The sequence below is a fragment of the Variovorax sp. CCNWLW225 genome (assembly GCF_037204045.1).
Classification (GTDB): domain Bacteria; phylum Pseudomonadota; class Gammaproteobacteria; order Burkholderiales; family Burkholderiaceae_C; genus Variovorax.
In genome coordinates, this window is sequence record NZ_JBBCBV010000002.1 from 183007 (window position 1) to 199786 (window position 16780).

13 protein-coding genes are annotated in these 16780 nt (G+C 66.5%); 7 read left to right on the top strand and 6 right to left on the bottom strand.

Translation table 11 applies throughout. The annotated features are described in order from the left end of the window. Positions 1–28 precede the first annotated feature (28 nt). Both V9L20_RS05485 and V9L20_RS05490 read right to left on the bottom strand, forming a co-directional pair. A complete protein-coding gene (locus V9L20_RS05485; protein ID WP_337295814.1) occupies positions 29–1672 on the bottom strand; it encodes a 3-(methylthio)propionyl-CoA ligase in 1644 nt (547 codons plus the stop codon). A 117-nt stretch (positions 1673–1789) separates the two neighbouring features. Continuing rightward, on the bottom strand, positions 1790–3619 hold the full coding sequence (locus V9L20_RS05490; RefSeq protein WP_443098548.1) for a carboxylesterase/lipase family protein: 1830 nt from the start codon (positions 3617–3619) through the stop codon (positions 1790–1792). Between the two features lie 150 nt (positions 3620–3769). Between V9L20_RS05490 and V9L20_RS05495 the strand changes: the two genes are divergently transcribed. The 6 genes from V9L20_RS05495 to V9L20_RS05520 all read left to right on the top strand — a co-directional run bounded on the left by V9L20_RS05495 (position 3770) and on the right by V9L20_RS05520 (position 8617). Then, positions 3770–4846, top strand: coding sequence for an AraC family transcriptional regulator (locus V9L20_RS05495; protein ID WP_337296122.1), 1077 nt, complete (start codon positions 3770–3772; stop codon positions 4844–4846). A 76-nt stretch (positions 4847–4922) separates the two neighbouring features. Continuing rightward, the gene (locus tag V9L20_RS05500) at positions 4923–6416 is read left to right on the top strand and encodes a protein adenylyltransferase SelO (protein ID WP_337295816.1); all 1494 of its coding nucleotides are present in this window, start codon (positions 4923–4925) and stop codon (positions 6414–6416) included. After that, a complete protein-coding gene (gene msrB, locus V9L20_RS05505; RefSeq protein ID WP_337295817.1) occupies positions 6413–6823 on the top strand; it encodes a peptide-methionine (R)-S-oxide reductase MsrB in 411 nt (136 codons plus the stop codon). The genes V9L20_RS05500 and msrB overlap by 4 nt, the downstream gene beginning before the upstream one ends. Positions 6824–6856: 33 nt before the next feature. Beyond that, a complete protein-coding gene (locus V9L20_RS05510) occupies positions 6857–7396 on the top strand; it encodes a septation protein A (protein WP_126746384.1) in 540 nt (179 codons plus the stop codon). Next, entirely contained in the window at positions 7393–7674 is a 282-nt protein-coding gene (locus V9L20_RS05515) for a BolA family protein (protein ID WP_337295818.1), read from the top strand. Before V9L20_RS05510 ends, V9L20_RS05515 begins: the two co-directional genes overlap by 4 nt. Positions 7675–7831: 157 nt before the next feature. Continuing rightward, the gene (locus V9L20_RS05520) at positions 7832–8617 is read left to right on the top strand and encodes a peptidylprolyl isomerase (RefSeq protein ID WP_258506089.1); all 786 of its coding nucleotides are present in this window, start codon (positions 7832–7834) and stop codon (positions 8615–8617) included. A 50-nt stretch (positions 8618–8667) separates the two neighbouring features. Here the strand turns inward: V9L20_RS05520 and V9L20_RS05525 are convergent, their stop codons facing one another. The 3 genes from V9L20_RS05525 to V9L20_RS05535 are packed head-to-tail and all read right to left on the bottom strand — an operon-like array spanning position 8668 to position 11764. Then, positions 8668–9663, bottom strand: coding sequence for a Bug family tripartite tricarboxylate transporter substrate binding protein (locus V9L20_RS05525; protein WP_337295819.1), 996 nt, complete (start codon positions 9661–9663; stop codon positions 8668–8670). Positions 9664–9700: 37 nt separating this feature from the next. Next, positions 9701–11059: an amidase gene (locus tag V9L20_RS05530; RefSeq protein ID WP_337295820.1), complete on the bottom strand. Its 1359-nt coding sequence runs from the start codon at positions 11057–11059 to the stop codon at positions 9701–9703. 18 nt (positions 11060–11077) lie between these two features. After that, positions 11078–11764, bottom strand: a complete 687-nt coding sequence (locus V9L20_RS05535) for a DUF2848 domain-containing protein (protein ID WP_258506082.1) — start codon at positions 11762–11764, stop codon at positions 11078–11080. Between the two features lie 119 nt (positions 11765–11883). On the opposite strand from V9L20_RS05535, the gene V9L20_RS05540 reads away from it, so the two are divergent. Further along, entirely contained in the window at positions 11884–12567 is a 684-nt protein-coding gene (locus tag V9L20_RS05540; RefSeq protein WP_337295821.1) for a GntR family transcriptional regulator, read from the top strand. Positions 12568–12687: 120 nt separating this feature from the next. Here V9L20_RS05540 and purL read toward each other — a convergent pair whose 3' ends face one another. After that, complete coding sequence (gene purL / locus V9L20_RS05545; protein ID WP_337296123.1) at positions 12688–16665, bottom strand: phosphoribosylformylglycinamidine synthase; 3978 nt, start codon at positions 16663–16665, stop codon at positions 12688–12690. Positions 16666–16780 lie beyond the last annotated feature (115 nt).

The following is a 16780-nucleotide window of genomic DNA, read 5'->3' on the forward strand; positions in this document are numbered from 1 at the left end:
GACAGTGCGGTGGGTCCAGGGCGGTGCGTCAGGCGGTGGGCAGCTTGTAGTCCTTCAGCATTTCGCGCAGACGGGTCTTGAGGATCTTTCCGGTGGCGCCGAGCGGAATGGCGTCGACGAACACCACGTCGTCCGGCACCTGCCACTTGGCAGTCTTGCCTTCGTAGAACTTCAGCAGCTCTTCGCGCGCGACCTCCGCGTTGGGCTTCTTGACCACCGCGATGATCGGCCGCTCGTCCCATTTGGGGTGGTACACGCCGATACAGGCGGCCATGGCAACCGCCGGGTGCGCAACGGCGATGTTCTCGATCTCGATGGAACTGATCCACTCACCGCCGGACTTGATCACGTCCTTGCTGCGGTCGGTGATCTGCAGGTAGCCCTCGGCGTCGATGGTGGCAACGTCGCCGGTGGGGAACCAGCCGCGGCCCTGCTCGTCGGGAATGAGTGGATCGCCGCCTTCGCCCTTGAAGTATTCCTTCACGATCCACGGCCCCTTGACCAGCAGGTCGCCGTAGGCCTTGCCGTCCCAGGGCAGCTCCTTGCCGTTGCCGTCGACGATCTTCATGTCGACGCCGAAGATGGCGCGGCCCTGCTTCATGCGGATTTGCAGTTGCGCATCGGGCGGCAGCGACAGGTGCTTGTTCTTGAGCGTGCACAGCGTGCCCAGCGGGCTCATCTCGGTCATGCCCCAGGCATGCAGCACCTCGACGTTGTACTTCTCCTGGAACGCCGTGATCATGGCCGGCGGGCAGGCCGAGCCGCCGATGACGGTGCGGTTGAGCTTGCTGAACTTGAGGCTGTTTGCCTGCATGTGGCCCAGCATCATCTGCCACACGGTGGGCACGCCGGCCGCGAAGGTCACGCCCTCGGATTCGATCAGCTCGAACACCGACTTGCCGTCCAGCGCCGGGCCGGGGAACACCACCTTGCAGCCCACCAGCGCCGCCGAGTACGGAATACCCCAGGCGTTGACGTGGAACATGGGCACCACCGGCAGCACCGAGTCTTGCGCCGAAAGGCGCATCACGTCGGGCAAGGCCGCGGCATAGGCATGCAGCATGGTCGAGCGATGGCTGTAGAGCGCGGCCTTGGGGTTGCCCGTGGTGCCGCTCGTGTAGCACATGCTCGAGGCCGAGTTCTCGTCGAAGGTGGGCCAGTCGTACGCGGTAGGCTGCGCGCCCATCCAGCCTTCGTAGCTCACGAGGTTGGGAATGCCGCTGTCTGCGGGGAGCTTGTCGGCATCACACAGTGCAATCCATTTCCGGATGGTGGTGCACTTGGCATGCACAGCCTGCACCAGCGGCAAAAAGCTCAGATCGAAGCACAGGATCTGGTCTTCGGCGTGGTTGGCGATCCATGCGATCTGGTCGGGGTGCAGGCGCGGGTTGATGGTGTGCAGCACGCGGCCGCTGCCGCTCACGCCGTAGTACAGCTCCAGGTGGCGGTAGCCGTTCCAGGCCAGCGTGGCGATGCGGTCGCTGAACAGCAGCTGCTCGCCGTCCAGCGCGTTGGCCACCTGCCGCGCACGCGATGCGATGCCGCCCCACGTCGTGCGGTGGATGTCGCCCTCTACCCGGCGCGAGACGATCTCGCCATCGCCGTTGTGGCGCTCGACGAACTCGATCAGCGACGAGATCAAAAGCGGTTGGTCTTGCATCAAACCCAGCATCTACGGACTCCTAAAGGAAATGACTTCATGAAAGCTTGCAAAGCACAGATTCACGCAAGCTTCGGCCGCTTCCACAATGACACAAACCCGCACTGCTGAATGGAACGAAGCGCCTCATCAAGGTGCGTTCACCGGCGTGATTCTGGCGGCCGTGGGCGTTGCGTCGAGCAACAGCTGCGAAGGCCATGTCCCCCAGGTGACGCCGAGTTCGGGTGTGTTCGGATCGCCCTTGCGTAGGAAGGCACCCACGCTCGCCATCACGGCGCTGGAAAGCGCGAGCCGGCCGCGCTGGTTGGTCCTGCCGCCCATCACGTTGCTGAGCAGCGAGCCGCTGAAGTTGCCGAAGACGAATGGCAGGTCGAATGCGTGCGCCGCGCCGTACACGTCGTTCCACGGCGGTGCCTCCTGCGCCCAGTCAAGGCGGTAGTGCCAGATGTTCGGCTGGCGAGTCTTCATCGTGTTGAGCAGGTTGTCGCGGCTCGCGCCGAAAAGCCCTTGCGTGATGACGTCGGTGGCCGCGTTGTAGCCCGTGCCCGGCTTGTCTACCGGAAGGTAGGACGCATCGATGATGTCGGCCACGGTGAGCGCGGACGGCGCGTCGGGGTCGAAACTGAACATCATCGAGAAGCGCTGCGCATCGGTCACGATCCAGCCCGGCTTCGGAAAGCCGATGGTGCCCAGCAGCGAGGCGAAGAGCTTGCCCTCGTCGCGCGTATTGCCCGCGAGCATGGGCACCTTGTTGTACTGGTCGGCCGCAATGGCGCCGATGGGGTCTATCGGCAGCACCGTGCCGTCGGGAATGGGGGCGACGGAGCCCAGCCCGGCGGCAACCACCTTGGTGAGCAGTGCCCCGCCCTCCTGCGCCCGCATGTAGTCGGCAATTTGCGCCGGCGTGCGGGTGGCGATGTAGGTCTTGGCCGCCGCGGCATCGGCCACGGTGCCGTCGGCAACGAGCAGTCTTTCCAGGATCGCCTGGCCCTGCGCGAGCGAGGCAGATGCCGGGGCCAGCGTTGGGAGCGTGCCGGGCGGCAGGTTGCTCGCAAGCGAAATGCCGCCGCTCATCTCGAAGGCCTTGTGGAACAGCCCCTTGGCCATGGGCGAGGTCATGACCGCCAGCAGGTTGGTGGCGCCGGCCGACTCGCCCGAGAGCGTGACGTTGGCCGCGTCGCCGCCAAAGCTCGCGGCATTGCCCCGGATGAAGCGCAGCGCCGCCATGATGTCCAGCAGCGCAAAGTTGCCCGAATCGTCGCCCGCCGTGCCGCCCGGGCGCAATTGCGGCATGTTGATGAAGCCGAGAATGCCCAGGCGGTAGCTGGTGGTGATGACCACCGCGTTGGCAGCCTTCGCCAGCGCCGCGCCGTCGTACAGCGGATCGGCCGTGTAGCCCGAGATATTGCTGCCGCCGTGCACGAACAACAGCACGGGCAGGTTTTTCTCTTCGGTGGCCGGGCGCCAGATGTTGACGAATAGGCAGTCTTCGCTGCCGACCGGCTTGCCCAGGTTGGTGCCGACAGTCGCGTCGAAGGTGTTGTTGGTGCCAGGGCTGAAGACCCGGCCGATCTGCAGGCACGAATTGCCGAATTGGGTGGCCGGGCGGATGCCGCTCCAGGCTTCAGGCTCGACCGGCGCGCGCCAGCGCAGCGCGCCGACCGGCGGCTGGGCGAACGGAACGCCCTTCCAGAACCAGGTGCCCGTCCTGGCGCTGTCATCCACGCCCTCGATCTTGCCGGCGGTGGTCGTACGCACCATGGGTCCATCTGCGGGCGGCGGCGGAGGCGGCGGCGCCGCGGGAGCGGTCGGGATGAACGAGAAACCGCCACCGGAGCCGCCGCCGCAAGCGGAAAGCGCGATACAGGCTGTGACCGCTACCGCAACCGCTTGCGCCGCGGTTCTTGCCGCGTTCTGCAGGGTTGCGCCGCGGACTTCCGTTGTCTCTGCCGTGTTCATTGTTTGTCTCCACACCGGGTTAATCGGAATGACTCCATCGGTGTCCGCCCGCCATACTTCGCCGGGCTGGATCCGCCAGAAAATTCTAGGAACCGGCCGCCTTTTCCCCGCTATCGCAAGCGAGCCAATTCAATGACTTCAGGAGCCTCCATGCCGCATGCCCAGCGCCGCCCGCAACGTCGGCCGGGCTGCGCAGCGCAGCCGGAACTTCGAACCAGCTCGGCCGCGTGGCTCGAAGGCGTGCTCTCGATGTTTGCGGCCGAGGGCCTGGACGTGGTCTCGCTGCTGCGCGAAGCCGGCTTCGACCCCGATTCCCTGCACCGGCAGAACGCGCGCATCCCGGTCGACGAAGTCTCGGTGCTGTGGCAACTGGCCGTGGCGCGTGCCGGCAAGCCGACGCTGGGCCTGCACCGCGACCTTGCCGCGACGCACAGCAAGCTCGGCACCGTGGGCCATGCCATGTCGTGCAGCGCCGATCTGACCGAGGCACTCAACCGGCTCACGCGCTACATGGCCGTGATTTCGGATGCGACCGCCTTCTCGATGCAGCCCGACGTACGCGGCTCCTGGATGGTGATGGAGCACACCGGCGGCAGCCTGCCGATTCCGCGCCAGCGCGTCGAATACGCACTGCTCACCGTTTTCATGCAGTGCCAATGGCTCACCCGGCGCGAGCTGCAGCCGCTGGCCCTCGAGTTCGTCTACCCGCCGCCTGCCGACGACCGCCTGCATCGCGAAGCCTTCGGATGTCCGATCCGCTACAACGCGCCGGCCAACCGCCTGCTGCTGTCGACGGCCGACTTGTCCATGCCGCTGCCCACCTACCACCCCATCCTGGGCGAGATGCAGGAGCACCTGCTGGACGAGCAGCTGAACCTGCTGGGCCAGACCACCACCAGCACCCTGGTGTGCGCCGAAATCGCGCGCCGCTTGCCGCATGGCGAGCCGCGCCGGCAGGACGTGGCCGCGGGCCTTGGGCTGGCCGAGCGCACGCTGCAGCGGCGGCTGCAGGAGGAATCGGTGTCGTTCCAGTCGCTGCTCGACCGCACCCGCCGCGAGCTGGCGCAGCAGTACCTGGCCGAAGACCGCCACACGCTCACCGACGTGGCGGACATGCTCGGCTTTGTCGACAGCAGCAACTTCTTTCGCGCCTGCAAGCGCTGGTTCGGGCTCCCGCCCGCGCAGTACCGGGCGCGCATCTGGGACACACCGGCGCTTGCCCACTGAGGAGGCTTGAGCGGATTCGCGTTTTGCCGATGGCCCGCGCCGCAAGGGGTCTCATGCTCTGCCGGACAATCCGGGCATGAGCTTGCTTGCTGAAGACACGGCCGCCGCCGACCTGGGGGTGCGCTGGAAACCCGGGTTCCGGGCGCTGGGCCCCGCCTTTCTTACCGAACTGCGGCCGACGCCGCTGCCCGATCCCTACTGGGTCGGCCACAGCGACGCAGTGGCCGGCTTCCTGGGTTTGCCAGCCGATTGGCGGCAATCGGACAGCACTTTGCTGGCCCTGACCGGCAGCCTGCCCGTGGCCGGCACCCAGCCCTTCGCCACCGTCTACAGCGGCCACCAGTTCGGCGTGTGGGCTGGGCAGCTTGGCGACGGCCGCGCGATCATGCTCGGCGAAACCGAGGGCGGCCTGGAGGTGCAACTAAAGGGCGCGGGCCGCACGCCCTACTCGCGCGGCGGCGACGGCCGCGCCGTGCTGCGCTCCAGCATCCGCGAATTCCTTTGCAGCGAGGCGATGCACGGCCTTGGCATTCCCACGACGCGCGCCCTGTGCGTCACGGGCTCCGACGCGCGCGTGTACCGCGAGGAGCCCGAAACCGCGGCCGTCGTGACCCGCGTGGCGCCCAGCTTCATCCGCTTTGGCCATTTCGAGCACTTTGCGGCCAACCAGCGCGATGCTGAACTGCGTGCGCTGGCCGATTACGTCATCGACCGCTACTACCCGGCGTGCCGCACGACCGACCGCTTCGGCGGCAACGCCTACGCGGCTTTCCTGGAAGCCGTGAGCGAGCGCACCGCCGCGCTGCTGGCGCAGTGGCAGGCCGTCGGCTTTTGCCATGGCGTGATGAACACCGACAACATGAGCATCCTGGGGCTCACCATCGACTATGGCCCGTTCCAGTTCCTGGACGGCTTCGATCCGCGTCACATCTGCAACCACAGCGACACCAGCGGGCGCTACGCATTCAACCAGCAGCCCAACGTGGCCTACTGGAACCTGTTCTGCCTGGCGCAGGCGCTGCTGCCGCTGATCGTCGACCAGGAGGTTGCCGTGGCCGCGCTGGAGTCCTACAAGACGGTGTTCCCGCGCGAGTTCGAGGGGCGCATGCGTGCCAAGCTCGGGCTCGCCGATTCGGCCGACGGCGACCGTGCGCTCATCGAGGGCGTGCTGAAGCTCCTGGCCGCCGAAAAGGTCGACTACACGATCTTCTGGCGCCGCCTTTCGCAGCACATGGCGGACGACAACGCCGAACCCGTGCGCGACCTCTTCCTGGACCGCGCCGGTTTCGATGCCTGGTTGCTATCTTTTTCGGAGCGGCATGCAAAGGTGCCATCGCCGGGCCAACGCTCGGAGGCTGCCGATTTGATGCTCAAATCCAACCCCAGATTCGTGCTGCGGAACCACCTGGGCCAGCAAGCCATCGAAGCGGCTGCGCAGAAGGACTTCTCGGGTGTGGCAACCTTGCTGAACCTGCTCGAAACCCCATTTGAAGAACATCCCGGTGCCGACGCTTACGCCGGCTTCCCGCCCGACTGGGCTTCCACGATCGAAATCAGCTGCTCATCATGACCGCACCCATCCACAAAACCGATGCCGAATGGAAAGCCTTGCTCGCTGAAAAAGGCGCCGAGCCCGCGGCCTTCGAAGTGACACGCCACGCGGCCACCGAGCGCCCCTTCACCGGCAAGTACGAGGCGCACTGGGAAGACGGCACCTACCACTGCATCTGCTGCGGCGCCAAGCTGTTCGAGGCGTCGACCAAGTTCGACGCGGGTTGCGGTTGGCCCAGCTTCTCGGAAGAAGCCGTGCCGGGCGCCATCAAGAACATCGTCGACCGTTCGCACGGCATGGTGCGCACCGAAAACGTCTGCGCGAATTGCGGCGCCCACCTGGGCCACGTGTTCCCCGACGGCCCGACCGAAACCGGCTTGCGCTACTGCATGAACTCGGCTTCGCTCGATTTCCAGAAGAAATAACCGAACAAACCACCACAGGCTCCCGCCCAGCGCATGAAACTGCTCCTCGACTTCTTTCCGATCCTGCTGTTCTTCGGCGCCTACAAGCTGGGCGACATCTACACCGCCACCGCCGTGCTGATGGGCGCCACCGTGGTGCAGATGGGCATCATCTATGCCACCGAGCGCAAGCTGCAGGCCATGCAGAAGGCCACGCTGGTGCTGATCCTGCTGTTCGGCACGCTTACGCTGGTGCTGCATGACGACCGCTTCATCAAGTGGAAGCCCACGGTGCTCTACGGCGCAATGGCCGTGGCGCTGGCGGTGGCGCTCTGGGCGCTGAAGAAGAACTTCCTGAAAATGCTGCTGGGCTCGCAGCTGCAGTTGCCCGACCGCATCTGGAGCCGCCTGAATGTGGCGTGGATCGGCTACTGCCTTTTCATGGCACTCATCAATGCCTACGTGGCGGCGTACTTCACCACCGAGGCCTGGGTCAACTTCAAGCTCTGGGGCTATGTGTTTCCCATCGTCTTCCTGGTGGCGCAGGGCCTGTACATCTCGCCGCACCTCAAGAGCGACGAGCCCACGGCATGAGCGCCGCCGCGACCCACCCGCTGCCGACGGCAAATGCGCTGGAGGCGGTGCTGCGCCAGAAGCTGCAGCCCACCGTGCTGGAGGTGATCGACGAGAGCAGCGCCCACGCCGGCCATGCGGGCGCCAACGCCGAGGGCTACGGCACCCATTTCCGGGTTCGCATTGCCTCCCCACTGTTCGAAGGGAAGCCCCGCGTGGCGCGCCATCGCCTTGTGTATGATGCCCTCCAAGTTTTTATCGCGCAGGGTCTGCACGCCATCGCCATCGAGGTGCTCTGAGTCGTTCGGTCGACCAACGGGTCGATCAAGTGCCACGCGGCTTTCGCCGCGGCGGCTCCGCCCTCCTCATTTCCCTTTTTCGTTCTTTCGCCTTTCCCGCTTTTTCCACGCGCTTTTTTCTACACGCGCATTTCCCATCCAGCCTGATATTCATTCCATGAAAAAACAACTCTTGACGGCCGTTGCGGCCGCAGCGCTGCTCGGTGCGATTCCCCTGGCGGCAGTGGCGCAGAACGCAGCCATCGTCAACGGCAAGCCCGTGCCCAAGGCGCGCATGGACGTGCTGGCGCAGCAACTGGCGGCAGCCGGCCGGCCGGTCACGCCGGAAATGCAGGGCCAGCTGCGCGAGGAAGTCGTTGCGCGCGAAGTGTTCATGCAGGAAGCGCAAAAGCAGGGTCTCGACGCCACCGACGACTACAAGAACCAGCTCGAGCTCGCCCGCCAGGCCATCCTGATCCGTGCGCTGTTCGAGAACTACCGCAAGACCAACGCCGTGTCGGAAGCCGACGTCAAGGCCGAGTACGACAAGTTCGTGGCGGCCAATGGCGGCAAGGAATTCAAGGCTCGCCACATCCTGGTCGAGACCGAAGACCAGGCCAAGAAGATCATGGCCGACCTGAAGAAGGGCGCCAAGTTCGAAGACATCGCCAAGAAGCAGAGCAAGGACCCGGGTTCGGGCGCCAACGGCGGCGACCTCGACTGGGCCAACCCGTCCAGCTTCGTGCCCGAGTTCTCGGAGGCGATGATCAAGCTCAAGAAGGGCGAGACCACGGCCACGCCCGTCAAGACGCAGTTCGGCTATCACATCATCCGCGTGGACGACATCCGCCAGGCACAACTGCCGAAGATGGAAGAAGTGCAGCCGCAGATCACGCAGCAGTTGCAGCAGCAACGCCTGCAGAAGTACCAGGAAGAGCTGCGTGCGAAGGCCAAGATCGAGTAAGCCTTCGGCCATCGCATCAGAAAAAAAGCCCCGCGGTCGCGGGGCTTTTTTCATTGCGGCGTGATGTCGAAGTCTTTCACGAACCGGGCGTAGTCGTCCGACTCCTTGCGCACGAAGCCCGTGAAGTCTGGCGCCGAGCCACCGATGACTTCGAGGCTGAGATCGGCGAGCTGCTTCTGCGTGTCGGCATTCTTGAGCAGCGCCTGCACTTGCTCGTTGAGCTTGGCGATGATCGGTGCCGGGGTTCCGGCCGGCGCCACCAGGCCGACCCAGCCCATGAACCTGTAGCCCGGCACGCCGGACTCGGCCACCGTCGGCACCTCGGGCAAGCTCGGAACGCGCTTGTCGCCCGTGACCGCCAGCGCCTTCAGCTTGCCGCTCTTGGCATAGGGCACCGCGGTGGGCGAGGTTTCGAACATCAGGTCGATCTGGCCGCCGATCAGGTCGGACAGCGCGGGCGCCCCGCCCTTGTAGGCGACGTTGAGCAGATCGGTGCCGGTCATGCGCATGAAGCGGCGCGCGGCCACGTCCTGCGGGCCGCCCACGCCCGAGGTGCCGACGCTGAGCTTGCCGGGGTTGGCCTTGGCGTAGGCCACCAGCTCGCTGACATTCTTGAACGACCACTTGGGATTCATGATGAGCACGTTGGGCTGGTCGGCCACGCGGATCACGGGCGCCAGGTCCTTGATCGGGTCGTAGGCCAGCTTGGCGAACATGTGCGCGTTGGAAGCCAGGCCGGTGTGCACCATCAACAAGGTGTAGCCGTCCTTGGGCGCCTTGGCGACGTAGTCCATGCCGATGTTGCCGCTGGCACCGGGACGGTTGTCCACCAGCACGGGCTGGCCCAGGGCCGTCGAGAGCTTCTGGCCAACCAGGCGCGCCGTCATGTCGATGCTGCCGCCCGGCGGGAACGGCACCACCATGCGGATCGGCTTGGACGGATAAGCGTCCTGCGCATGGGCCGCAGGCACGATGCCCGCCAAGCCGGCGGCAAGGCACGCGAACGAGACGAATGAGCCGAACGGGAAACGAAAACGCTTGTTCATGGAGTTCTCCGGGGTTTCTTGAGGGTTGGCAGACGGGTCAATCGGCGGTGGCGCGCAGGGCGCGTTCGATGTCGGCGGCCCAGGCGAGCAATGCGGCATCGCGCATCGGCAGGCCTGCAAGGCTCAGGCCCACGGGCGCTTCGCCCGCCGCATGGCAGGGCAAGGAGATGGCGCAGCCGTCCATGAAGTTGACGATGGAGGGATTGCGCAGCATCGCTGCGTTGGCGGCGAAGTACTGCGTCTCGTCGGCTTCGAGCGCCTCGATGCGCGGCGCCACCAGCGGCACGGTCGGCATGAGCCAGCCCTCGAATTCCCCCAGGCGCCCCGCTACGCGGCGCTGCCAGTCGGCCCGCTGCGCCTGCAGAGCGAGGTAGGTCCGCGCCGTGAAGTCCTTGCCGCGCAGGATGCGGCTGATCACGCGCGGGTCGTAGGCGCTGCCGCTGCGTTCGATCAGCTCGGCATGCCATGCCCATGACTCGGCGGCGCTGAAACCGCCCGCGGCGTTGATGGCTGCGAGCTCGTCGAACTCGGGCACCGCCAGCTCGACCAGCTGTGCGCCGGCGGCCGAGAGGCATTGCAGCGCGCGCCGGAACGTTGCAGCAACGTGCGCGTCCATGCCGTCTTGCACCAAGGTGGTCGGCACCGCGAAGCGCGCTTGCCGCAGGCGCTGCGGTCGGGGCAACTCAGACACACCGGACAGCACCGCATCCATTGCCGCGCAGCCGGCCACGTCGAGCGCCATCACGCCCACCGCGTCGAGGCTGTGCGACAGCGGCACGAGCCCGGTGCCCGGCATGCGTCGCGCCGTCGGCTTGAAGCCGGTAATGCCGCACAGCGCCGCCGGAATGCGTGCCGAGCCACCGGTGTCGCTGCCGACGCTCGCAACGCACATGCCGTCGGCCACAGCCACGGCAGCGCCTGAAGACGAACCGCCGGGAATACGCCGTTCGCCGCGCTGCCACGGATTGGCCGGCGTTCCGTAGTGCGGATTGAGGCCGAGGCCGGAGTAAGCGAACTCCGTCATGTTGGTCTTGCCGACCAGCACCGCACCCGCCGACAGCAGGCGCTGCACGGCCTCGGCGTCATGCGCGGCGGGAGGCGCATCGCGCAGCACGACGGAGCCGGCGGTCGTCGTTTCGCCGGCCACGTCGAACAAGTCCTTCACCGACACCGGCAGCCCTTCGAGCGGCGAGCGCACGAAGCCGGCTTTGCGCAAGCTGTCGGAGGCGCACGCTAGGTGCCCGGCGCGGTCTGCGAGCACACGGGTGAAGGTGCGCGAGCCTTCGCCGAAAGGGTCGGCGATGCGTTGCAGCGCCGATGCAGTCAGCTCGACGGAGGTGGTGCGGCCGGCTGCCAGTTCGGCGCGGGCAGCTTCGAGGGTGATCGCGGCAGGCATGTGCGGCCCCTTTACGTGTCAGGCGACAACCGGCAGCGAAACCGCCCGGTACTCGTGCGCAATGCGGCGGCCTGTGTGCTCGTCGGCCAGCTCCATGCGAAAGCGCGCGGCCGGTCGAATGCCGCCGATGGCACCGACGGTGCCGCAGGTCATTGCGAAACCGTCCGACGGCTCGCCATCGGCCGCTGCGCAGCGCGCCAGCAGATCGGCTGGCGGGCGCAGCGCGGCCAGCGTGCCTTCCTGGTACAGGCGCCATTCACCGCCCTCCTCGATCCACGAACGCAGCACCAGCGTGTCCCAGCGGTCCTGCACGTCCGCCAGCCGCCAAGCACTGCGAGCCACCGGCTTGGCGCAGATCTGCTTGGAGAGCGCCACACTGTGCGCTTCCAGCGCGCGGTCGGTGTGGTCCGAGCCGATGGAAACGAAGAACTCGCCCCGGTGCAGGAACAGCAGCGGCTCGACCTCGCCCGAGGTGTCGGCTCCCACCACTTGCACCGCGTCGGCTTGGCTCAGCTGCTGGGTGGCCACCCGGTAGAACAGCGGCACGGCGCTGGGTGCCGGCACGCCGAGTTCCGCAAGTTCCTCGATGTGATGCTCGATGGCGGCGGTGTCGCGCCCGGTCCAGCCGGCGACGACAAGGTGCCGCGCTTCGAAGTCGAGCGTTTGCGGGGCGCTTCCTTCGGGAAGTTCGAAAGACAGTTTCATGCGTGCTTTGTTGAAGTTTCGGTGAAATTTCACAACGATATTACAGTGAGTTCACAAAAACTTCAAAGAGATTTGCCACAGGTACCATCAGCAACCCCAACCATGAGCACCGCGCGCCGATGAAAGCAGCCACGCCCGCCCGCAAAGGCCCCGCCCGGCGGCCCGAAGCAGCCATTTCCCTCAACGAGACCGCCTACCTGCGCCTGAAGGAAGCCCTGGTGACCCTGGCCTACAAGCCCGGGGAGTACCTGAACACCGCCCAAGTGATGGAGCGGCTGGGTGTGGGCCGCACGCCGGTCAACCAGGCGCTGCACCGCCTTTCGGCCGAGGGCCTGGTCCACATCATTCCGCGCAAGGGCGCGATGGCCTCGCCGCTGTCGATCAACGACGCGCTGGAACTCATCGAGGTCCGGCTGGTGAACGAGGTGCTGTGCATGCGCCTGGCCGCGGCGGCCATCACGGAGGCCGAGTTGGCCGAACTGCAGGCCATCGCCGAGCAGTTCGAGGCCGCAGCACAGCGGCGCGATGCAATGTCGGTCATGAACCTCGACCGGCTCTTCCACGAAAAAATTGCGGCGGCGGCGCGCAACGCGATGCTGCAGGACATCCTGAGCGTGCTGCATGCGCGCTCGCAGCGCTTCTGGGCGATTTCACTGGCTGCTGAGGGGCACTTGGCGGAGGTGATCGAAGAGCACCGCACCATCGTCGCTGCGCTGCAGCGGCGCGATGCTGAAGCGGCGGCTGAAGCGGCAAGGACGCATGTGCTGTCGTTCAAGGCGTCGATGCTGAACAGCCAGCGCTGACCGGCAGCGCTTCAGGCGCCATTCCCCATGAAAAATGCCCTCCAGACCCAGGTCTGGAGGGCATTTCTTTTGACTCGATTCAGGCCGTCAGCACGGCCTGACTGCGGCCGTGCCGACCGATCACCCCACCCACTTGCGCGCGTTGCGCCAGATCTGCATCCAGGGGCTGAGCTCGCTCCGGTCGCCCGGCGTCCAGCTCATCTGGATGTTGCGGAACACGCGTTCCGGGTGCGGCATCACGGCGGTAAAGCGGCCGTCCGGCGTGGTCACCGAGGTCAGGCCACCGGCGCTGCCGTTCGGGTTGAACGGGTACTGCTCGGTAGGCTTGCCGTGGTTGTCCACGAAACGCATCGCCGCAATGGCCTTTGCCGCATCGCCGCGGTGCTTGAAGTTGGCATAGCCCTCGCCATGCGCCACGGCAATCGGCAAGCGGCTGCCGGCCATGCCCGAGAAGAAGATGCTGGGGGACTCGAGCACTTCGACCATCGACAAGCGCGCTTCGAAGCGTTCGCTCTGGTTGGTGGTGAAGCGCGGCCAGGCTTCGGCGCCCGGGATGATGTCGGCCAGTTCGGCAAACATCTGGCAGCCGTTGCACACGCCCAGGCCGAAGGTGTCTCCGCGGCCGAAGAAGGCCTTGAACTGTTCGGCGAGCTTCGGGTTGAAGGTGATGCTGCGCGCCCAGCCGATGCCGGCCCCCAGGGTGTCGCCGTAGCTGAAGCCGCCGCAGGCGACCACGCCCTTGAAGTTGGCGAGGTCCGCCCTGCCCGTCTGCAGGTCGGTCATGTGGACGTCGTAGGCCTCGAAACCCGCTTCGGTGAAGGCATAGGCCATTTCGACGTGCGAGTTGACGCCCTGCTCGCGCAGGATGGCGACCTTGGGGCGGTTCTGAAGGATGGCTGGGGCGTTGAGGCTGCTGCCCTCACCCAGAGGGAGGAAGATGTGCATGCCGGGGTCCGAAGGCTCGCCCGCTGCGGCGTGTTCGGCATCGGCGCAGGCCGGGTTGTCGCGCTCGCGGGCGATCTTCCAGCTGACCGAGTCCCACACCTGGTGCAGGTCGTGCAGGCTGGCGCTGAACACCGATTTGGCATCGCGCCACACTTCGACCTTGCCCTTGCCGGCGTCCATGGTCGAGCTGGCCGGACGCGTCTTGCCGACGAAGTGGCTATGGGCGCTGAGGCCGTGGGCGCGCAGCACCTGCATCACGTCGTTGCGCTCGGCCGTGCGTACCTGCAGCAGCATGCCGAGTTCTTCGTTGAAGAGTGCCTTGAGCGTGAGCTCTTCACGGCGCGCGCTCACCTGCTGCGCCCAGTTCTTGGCGTCGCCGGTTTCCATGCGGCTGTCGGAAATGCCGTCGCCTTCGGTCACCAGCATGTCGACATTCAGCGCCACGCCCACATGGCCGGCAAAGGCCATTTCGCAGGCCGTGGCAAACAGCCCGCCGTCGCTGCGGTCGTGCATCGCGAGGATCTTGCCGTCGGCGCGCAGCGCGTTCACTGCATTGACGAGCGCCACGAGTTGGGCCGGGTCGTCGAGATCGGGCACCGTGTCGCCGCTCTGGCCGAGCGTCTGCGCGAGGATGCTGCCGGCCATGCGGTGCTTGCCCTGGCCCAGGTCGACGAGCACGAGCGTGGTGTCGGCCTCTTGCGCATCGAGCTGCGGCGTGAGCGTGCCGCGCACGTCGGCCAGCGTTGCGAACGCGGTCACGATCAGGCTGACGGGCGACGTGACCTTCTTGACTTCGCCATCGTCTTTCCACTGCGTGCGCATCGAGAGCGAATCCTTGCCGACCGGAATCGACACGCCCAGCGCCGGGCACAGCTCCAGGCCCACGGCCTTGACGGTTTCGTACAGCGCGGCGTCTTCGCCGGGCTCGCCGCAAGCGGCCATCCAGTTGGCCGAGAGCTTCACGCGCGAGAGTTCGATCGGCGCGGCCAGCAGATTGGTGATGGCTTCTGCAACCGCCATGCGGCCCGAGGCCGGCGCGTCGAGCGCGGCCAGCGGCGTGCGCTCGCCCATGCTCATGGCTTCGCCTGCAAAGCCCTTGTAGTCCGCCAGCGTGACGGCGCAATCGGCCACGGGCACTTGCCACGGGCCGACCATCTGGTCGCGATGGCTCAGGCCGCCCACGGTGCGATCGCCGATGGTGATCAGGAAGCGCTTGGAGGCAACGGTCGGGTGCGAGAGCACGTCGATGGCGGCCTTCTGCAGATCGACGCCGGTCAGGTCGAGAGGCTTGAAGCTGCGCGCGACGGTCTTCACGTCGCGGTGCATCTTGGGCGGCTTGCCGAGCAGCACGTCCATCGGCATGTCGACCGGTTGCACCTCGGCGCCTTCGTCGGCCACCAGCAGCTGGCGCTCTTCGGTTGCCACGCCCACCACCGAGAACGGGCTGCGCTCGCGCTCGCAGAAGGCCTTGAACTGCTCGAGCGATTCCGGCGCAATGGCCAGCACGTAGCGCTCCTGGCTTTCGTTGCACCAGATTTCCTTGGGCGCCATGCCCGATTCTTCGAGCGGCACGGCGCGCAGGTCGAAGCGCGCGCCGCGGCCGGCATCGTTGGTCAGCTCAGGAAAGGCATTGCTCAGGCCGCCCGCGCCCACGTCATGGATCGCGAGGATCGGGTTGGCCGCGCCCTGCTGCCAGCAATGGTTGATGACCTCTTGCGCACGGCGCTCGATTTCGGGGTTGCCGCGCTGCACCGAGTCGAAGTCGAGTTCGGCCGCATTGGCGCCGGTTGCCATCGAGCTCGCGGCGCTGCCGCCCATGCCGATGCGCATGCCGGGGCCGCCGAGCTGGATGAGCAGCGAACCGGCCGGAAACTGGATCTTCTTGGTCTGCGTGGCGTCGATGCTGCCGAGGCCGCCCGCGATCATGATGGGCTTGTGATAGCCGCGCTGCACCGTGTCGATGTCGCTCGCCACCGTTTGCTCGTATTCGCGGAAATAGCCCAGCAGGTTGGGCCGGCCGAATTCGTTGTTGAACGCGGCGCCGCCGAGTGGGCCCTCGGTCATGATCTGCAGCGGGCTGGCGATGTGCTCGGGCTTGCCGTAGTGGCCCTCTTCCGGCCAGAGCTTCGACACGGTGAAGCCGGTCAGGCCGGCCTTGGGCTTGGAGCCGCGGCCGGTGGCGCCTTCGTCGCGGATCTCGCCGCCCGCGCCGGTCGAGGCGCCTGGGAACGGCGAAATGGCGGTCGGATGGTTGTGCGTCTCGACCTTCATCAGCACATGGCTCAGTGCGCTATCTTTTTGATAGCTCTGCGAGCCTGAAGCCGGAATGAAGCGCTCGACGGTGGAGCCCTCCATGACCGAGGCGTTGTCCGCATAGGCGATGACCGTGTGCTGCGGGTTCTCTTTCTCGGTGTGGCGAATCATCGAGAACAGGCTTTGGGGCTGCGCCTTGCCGTCGATGGTGAACTGGGCGTTGAAGATCTTGTGGCGGCAGTGCTCGCTGTTGGCCTGCGCGAACATCATCAGCTCGACGTCGCTGGGGTTGCGCCCCAGGCGGGTGAAGGCCTCGACCAGATAGTCGATCTCGTCCTCGGCCAGCGCCAGGCCGAAGCCCGTGTTGGCCGCCACCAGCGCGGCACGGCCGCCACCCTGCACATCGACCAGCGCCATCGGCTGGGCCGGCAGTTCGCTGAACAGGCTCGCGGCCTGATTGACGGTGGCGAGCACCGATTCGGTCATGCGGTCGTGCAGCGGGCCTGCCACGGCGGCGAGCGTGTCGCCCTCGAGCACGGGCGCCTTGCCGATCAGCGGCGCCTTGAGCTTCAGGTGGTACTGGGTCACGCGCTCGACCCGGCGCAGCGCAAGGCCGCAGTTGTGGGCGATGTCGGTCGCTTTGGAAGCCCAAGGCGACACGGTGCCGAGGCGCGGCGTGACGACCATCGATGTGACTGCCTTGGCCGATGCCTCGAAGGGCTCGCCGTAGGTCAGCAGCGCGGCAAAGCGCTCATGCTCGGCAGCGCTCAGCGCGGCGTCGGTGACCACCAGGTGCACGAAGCGGGCCGAAATGCCCTCGATGCGCGGCTCGATGGCCTGCAGCTTGGGCAGCAGCTGCCGCGCGCGGAAATCGCTGAGTGCGCTGCCGCCCTCGAACATGGTTACGACAGGAAGGGCTTGGGATGCGGGCTGCGTCACGGTCGATGGGGCCTTGGGGCCGCGTTGGGAATCAAAGAATCGAGGCGGAAGACCGCTGACTGGGGTCATCCGCGTT

Coding starts and splice junctions, on each gene's coding strand:
- msrB (WP_337295817.1), top strand. CDS start 6,413: ATGACCGCACCCATCCACAAAACCGATGCCGAATGGAAAGCCTTGCTC.
- V9L20_RS05535 (WP_258506082.1), bottom strand. CDS start 11,764: ATGAAACTGTCTTTCGAACTTCCCGAAGGAAGCGCCCCGCAAACGCTC.
- V9L20_RS05520 (WP_258506089.1), top strand. CDS start 7,832: ATGAAAAAACAACTCTTGACGGCCGTTGCGGCCGCAGCGCTGCTCGGT.
- V9L20_RS05510 (WP_126746384.1), top strand. CDS start 6,857: ATGAAACTGCTCCTCGACTTCTTTCCGATCCTGCTGTTCTTCGGCGCC.
- V9L20_RS05490 (WP_443098548.1), bottom strand. CDS start 3,619: ATGAACACGGCAGAGACAACGGAAGTCCGCGGCGCAACCCTGCAGAAC.
- purL (WP_337296123.1), bottom strand. CDS start 16,665: ATGTTCGAGGGCGGCAGCGCACTCAGCGATTTCCGCGCGCGGCAGCTG.
- V9L20_RS05495 (WP_337296122.1), top strand. CDS start 3,770: ATGCCGCATGCCCAGCGCCGCCCGCAACGTCGGCCGGGCTGCGCAGCG.
- V9L20_RS05485 (WP_337295814.1), bottom strand. CDS start 1,672: ATGCTGGGTTTGATGCAAGACCAACCGCTTTTGATCTCGTCGCTGATC.
- V9L20_RS05530 (WP_337295820.1), bottom strand. CDS start 11,059: ATGCCTGCCGCGATCACCCTCGAAGCTGCCCGCGCCGAACTGGCAGCC.
- V9L20_RS05540 (WP_337295821.1), top strand. CDS start 11,884: ATGAAAGCAGCCACGCCCGCCCGCAAAGGCCCCGCCCGGCGGCCCGAA.
- V9L20_RS05515 (WP_337295818.1), top strand. CDS start 7,393: ATGAGCGCCGCCGCGACCCACCCGCTGCCGACGGCAAATGCGCTGGAG.
- V9L20_RS05500 (WP_337295816.1), top strand. CDS start 4,923: ATGAGCTTGCTTGCTGAAGACACGGCCGCCGCCGACCTGGGGGTGCGC.
- V9L20_RS05525 (WP_337295819.1), bottom strand. CDS start 9,663: ATGAACAAGCGTTTTCGTTTCCCGTTCGGCTCATTCGTCTCGTTCGCG.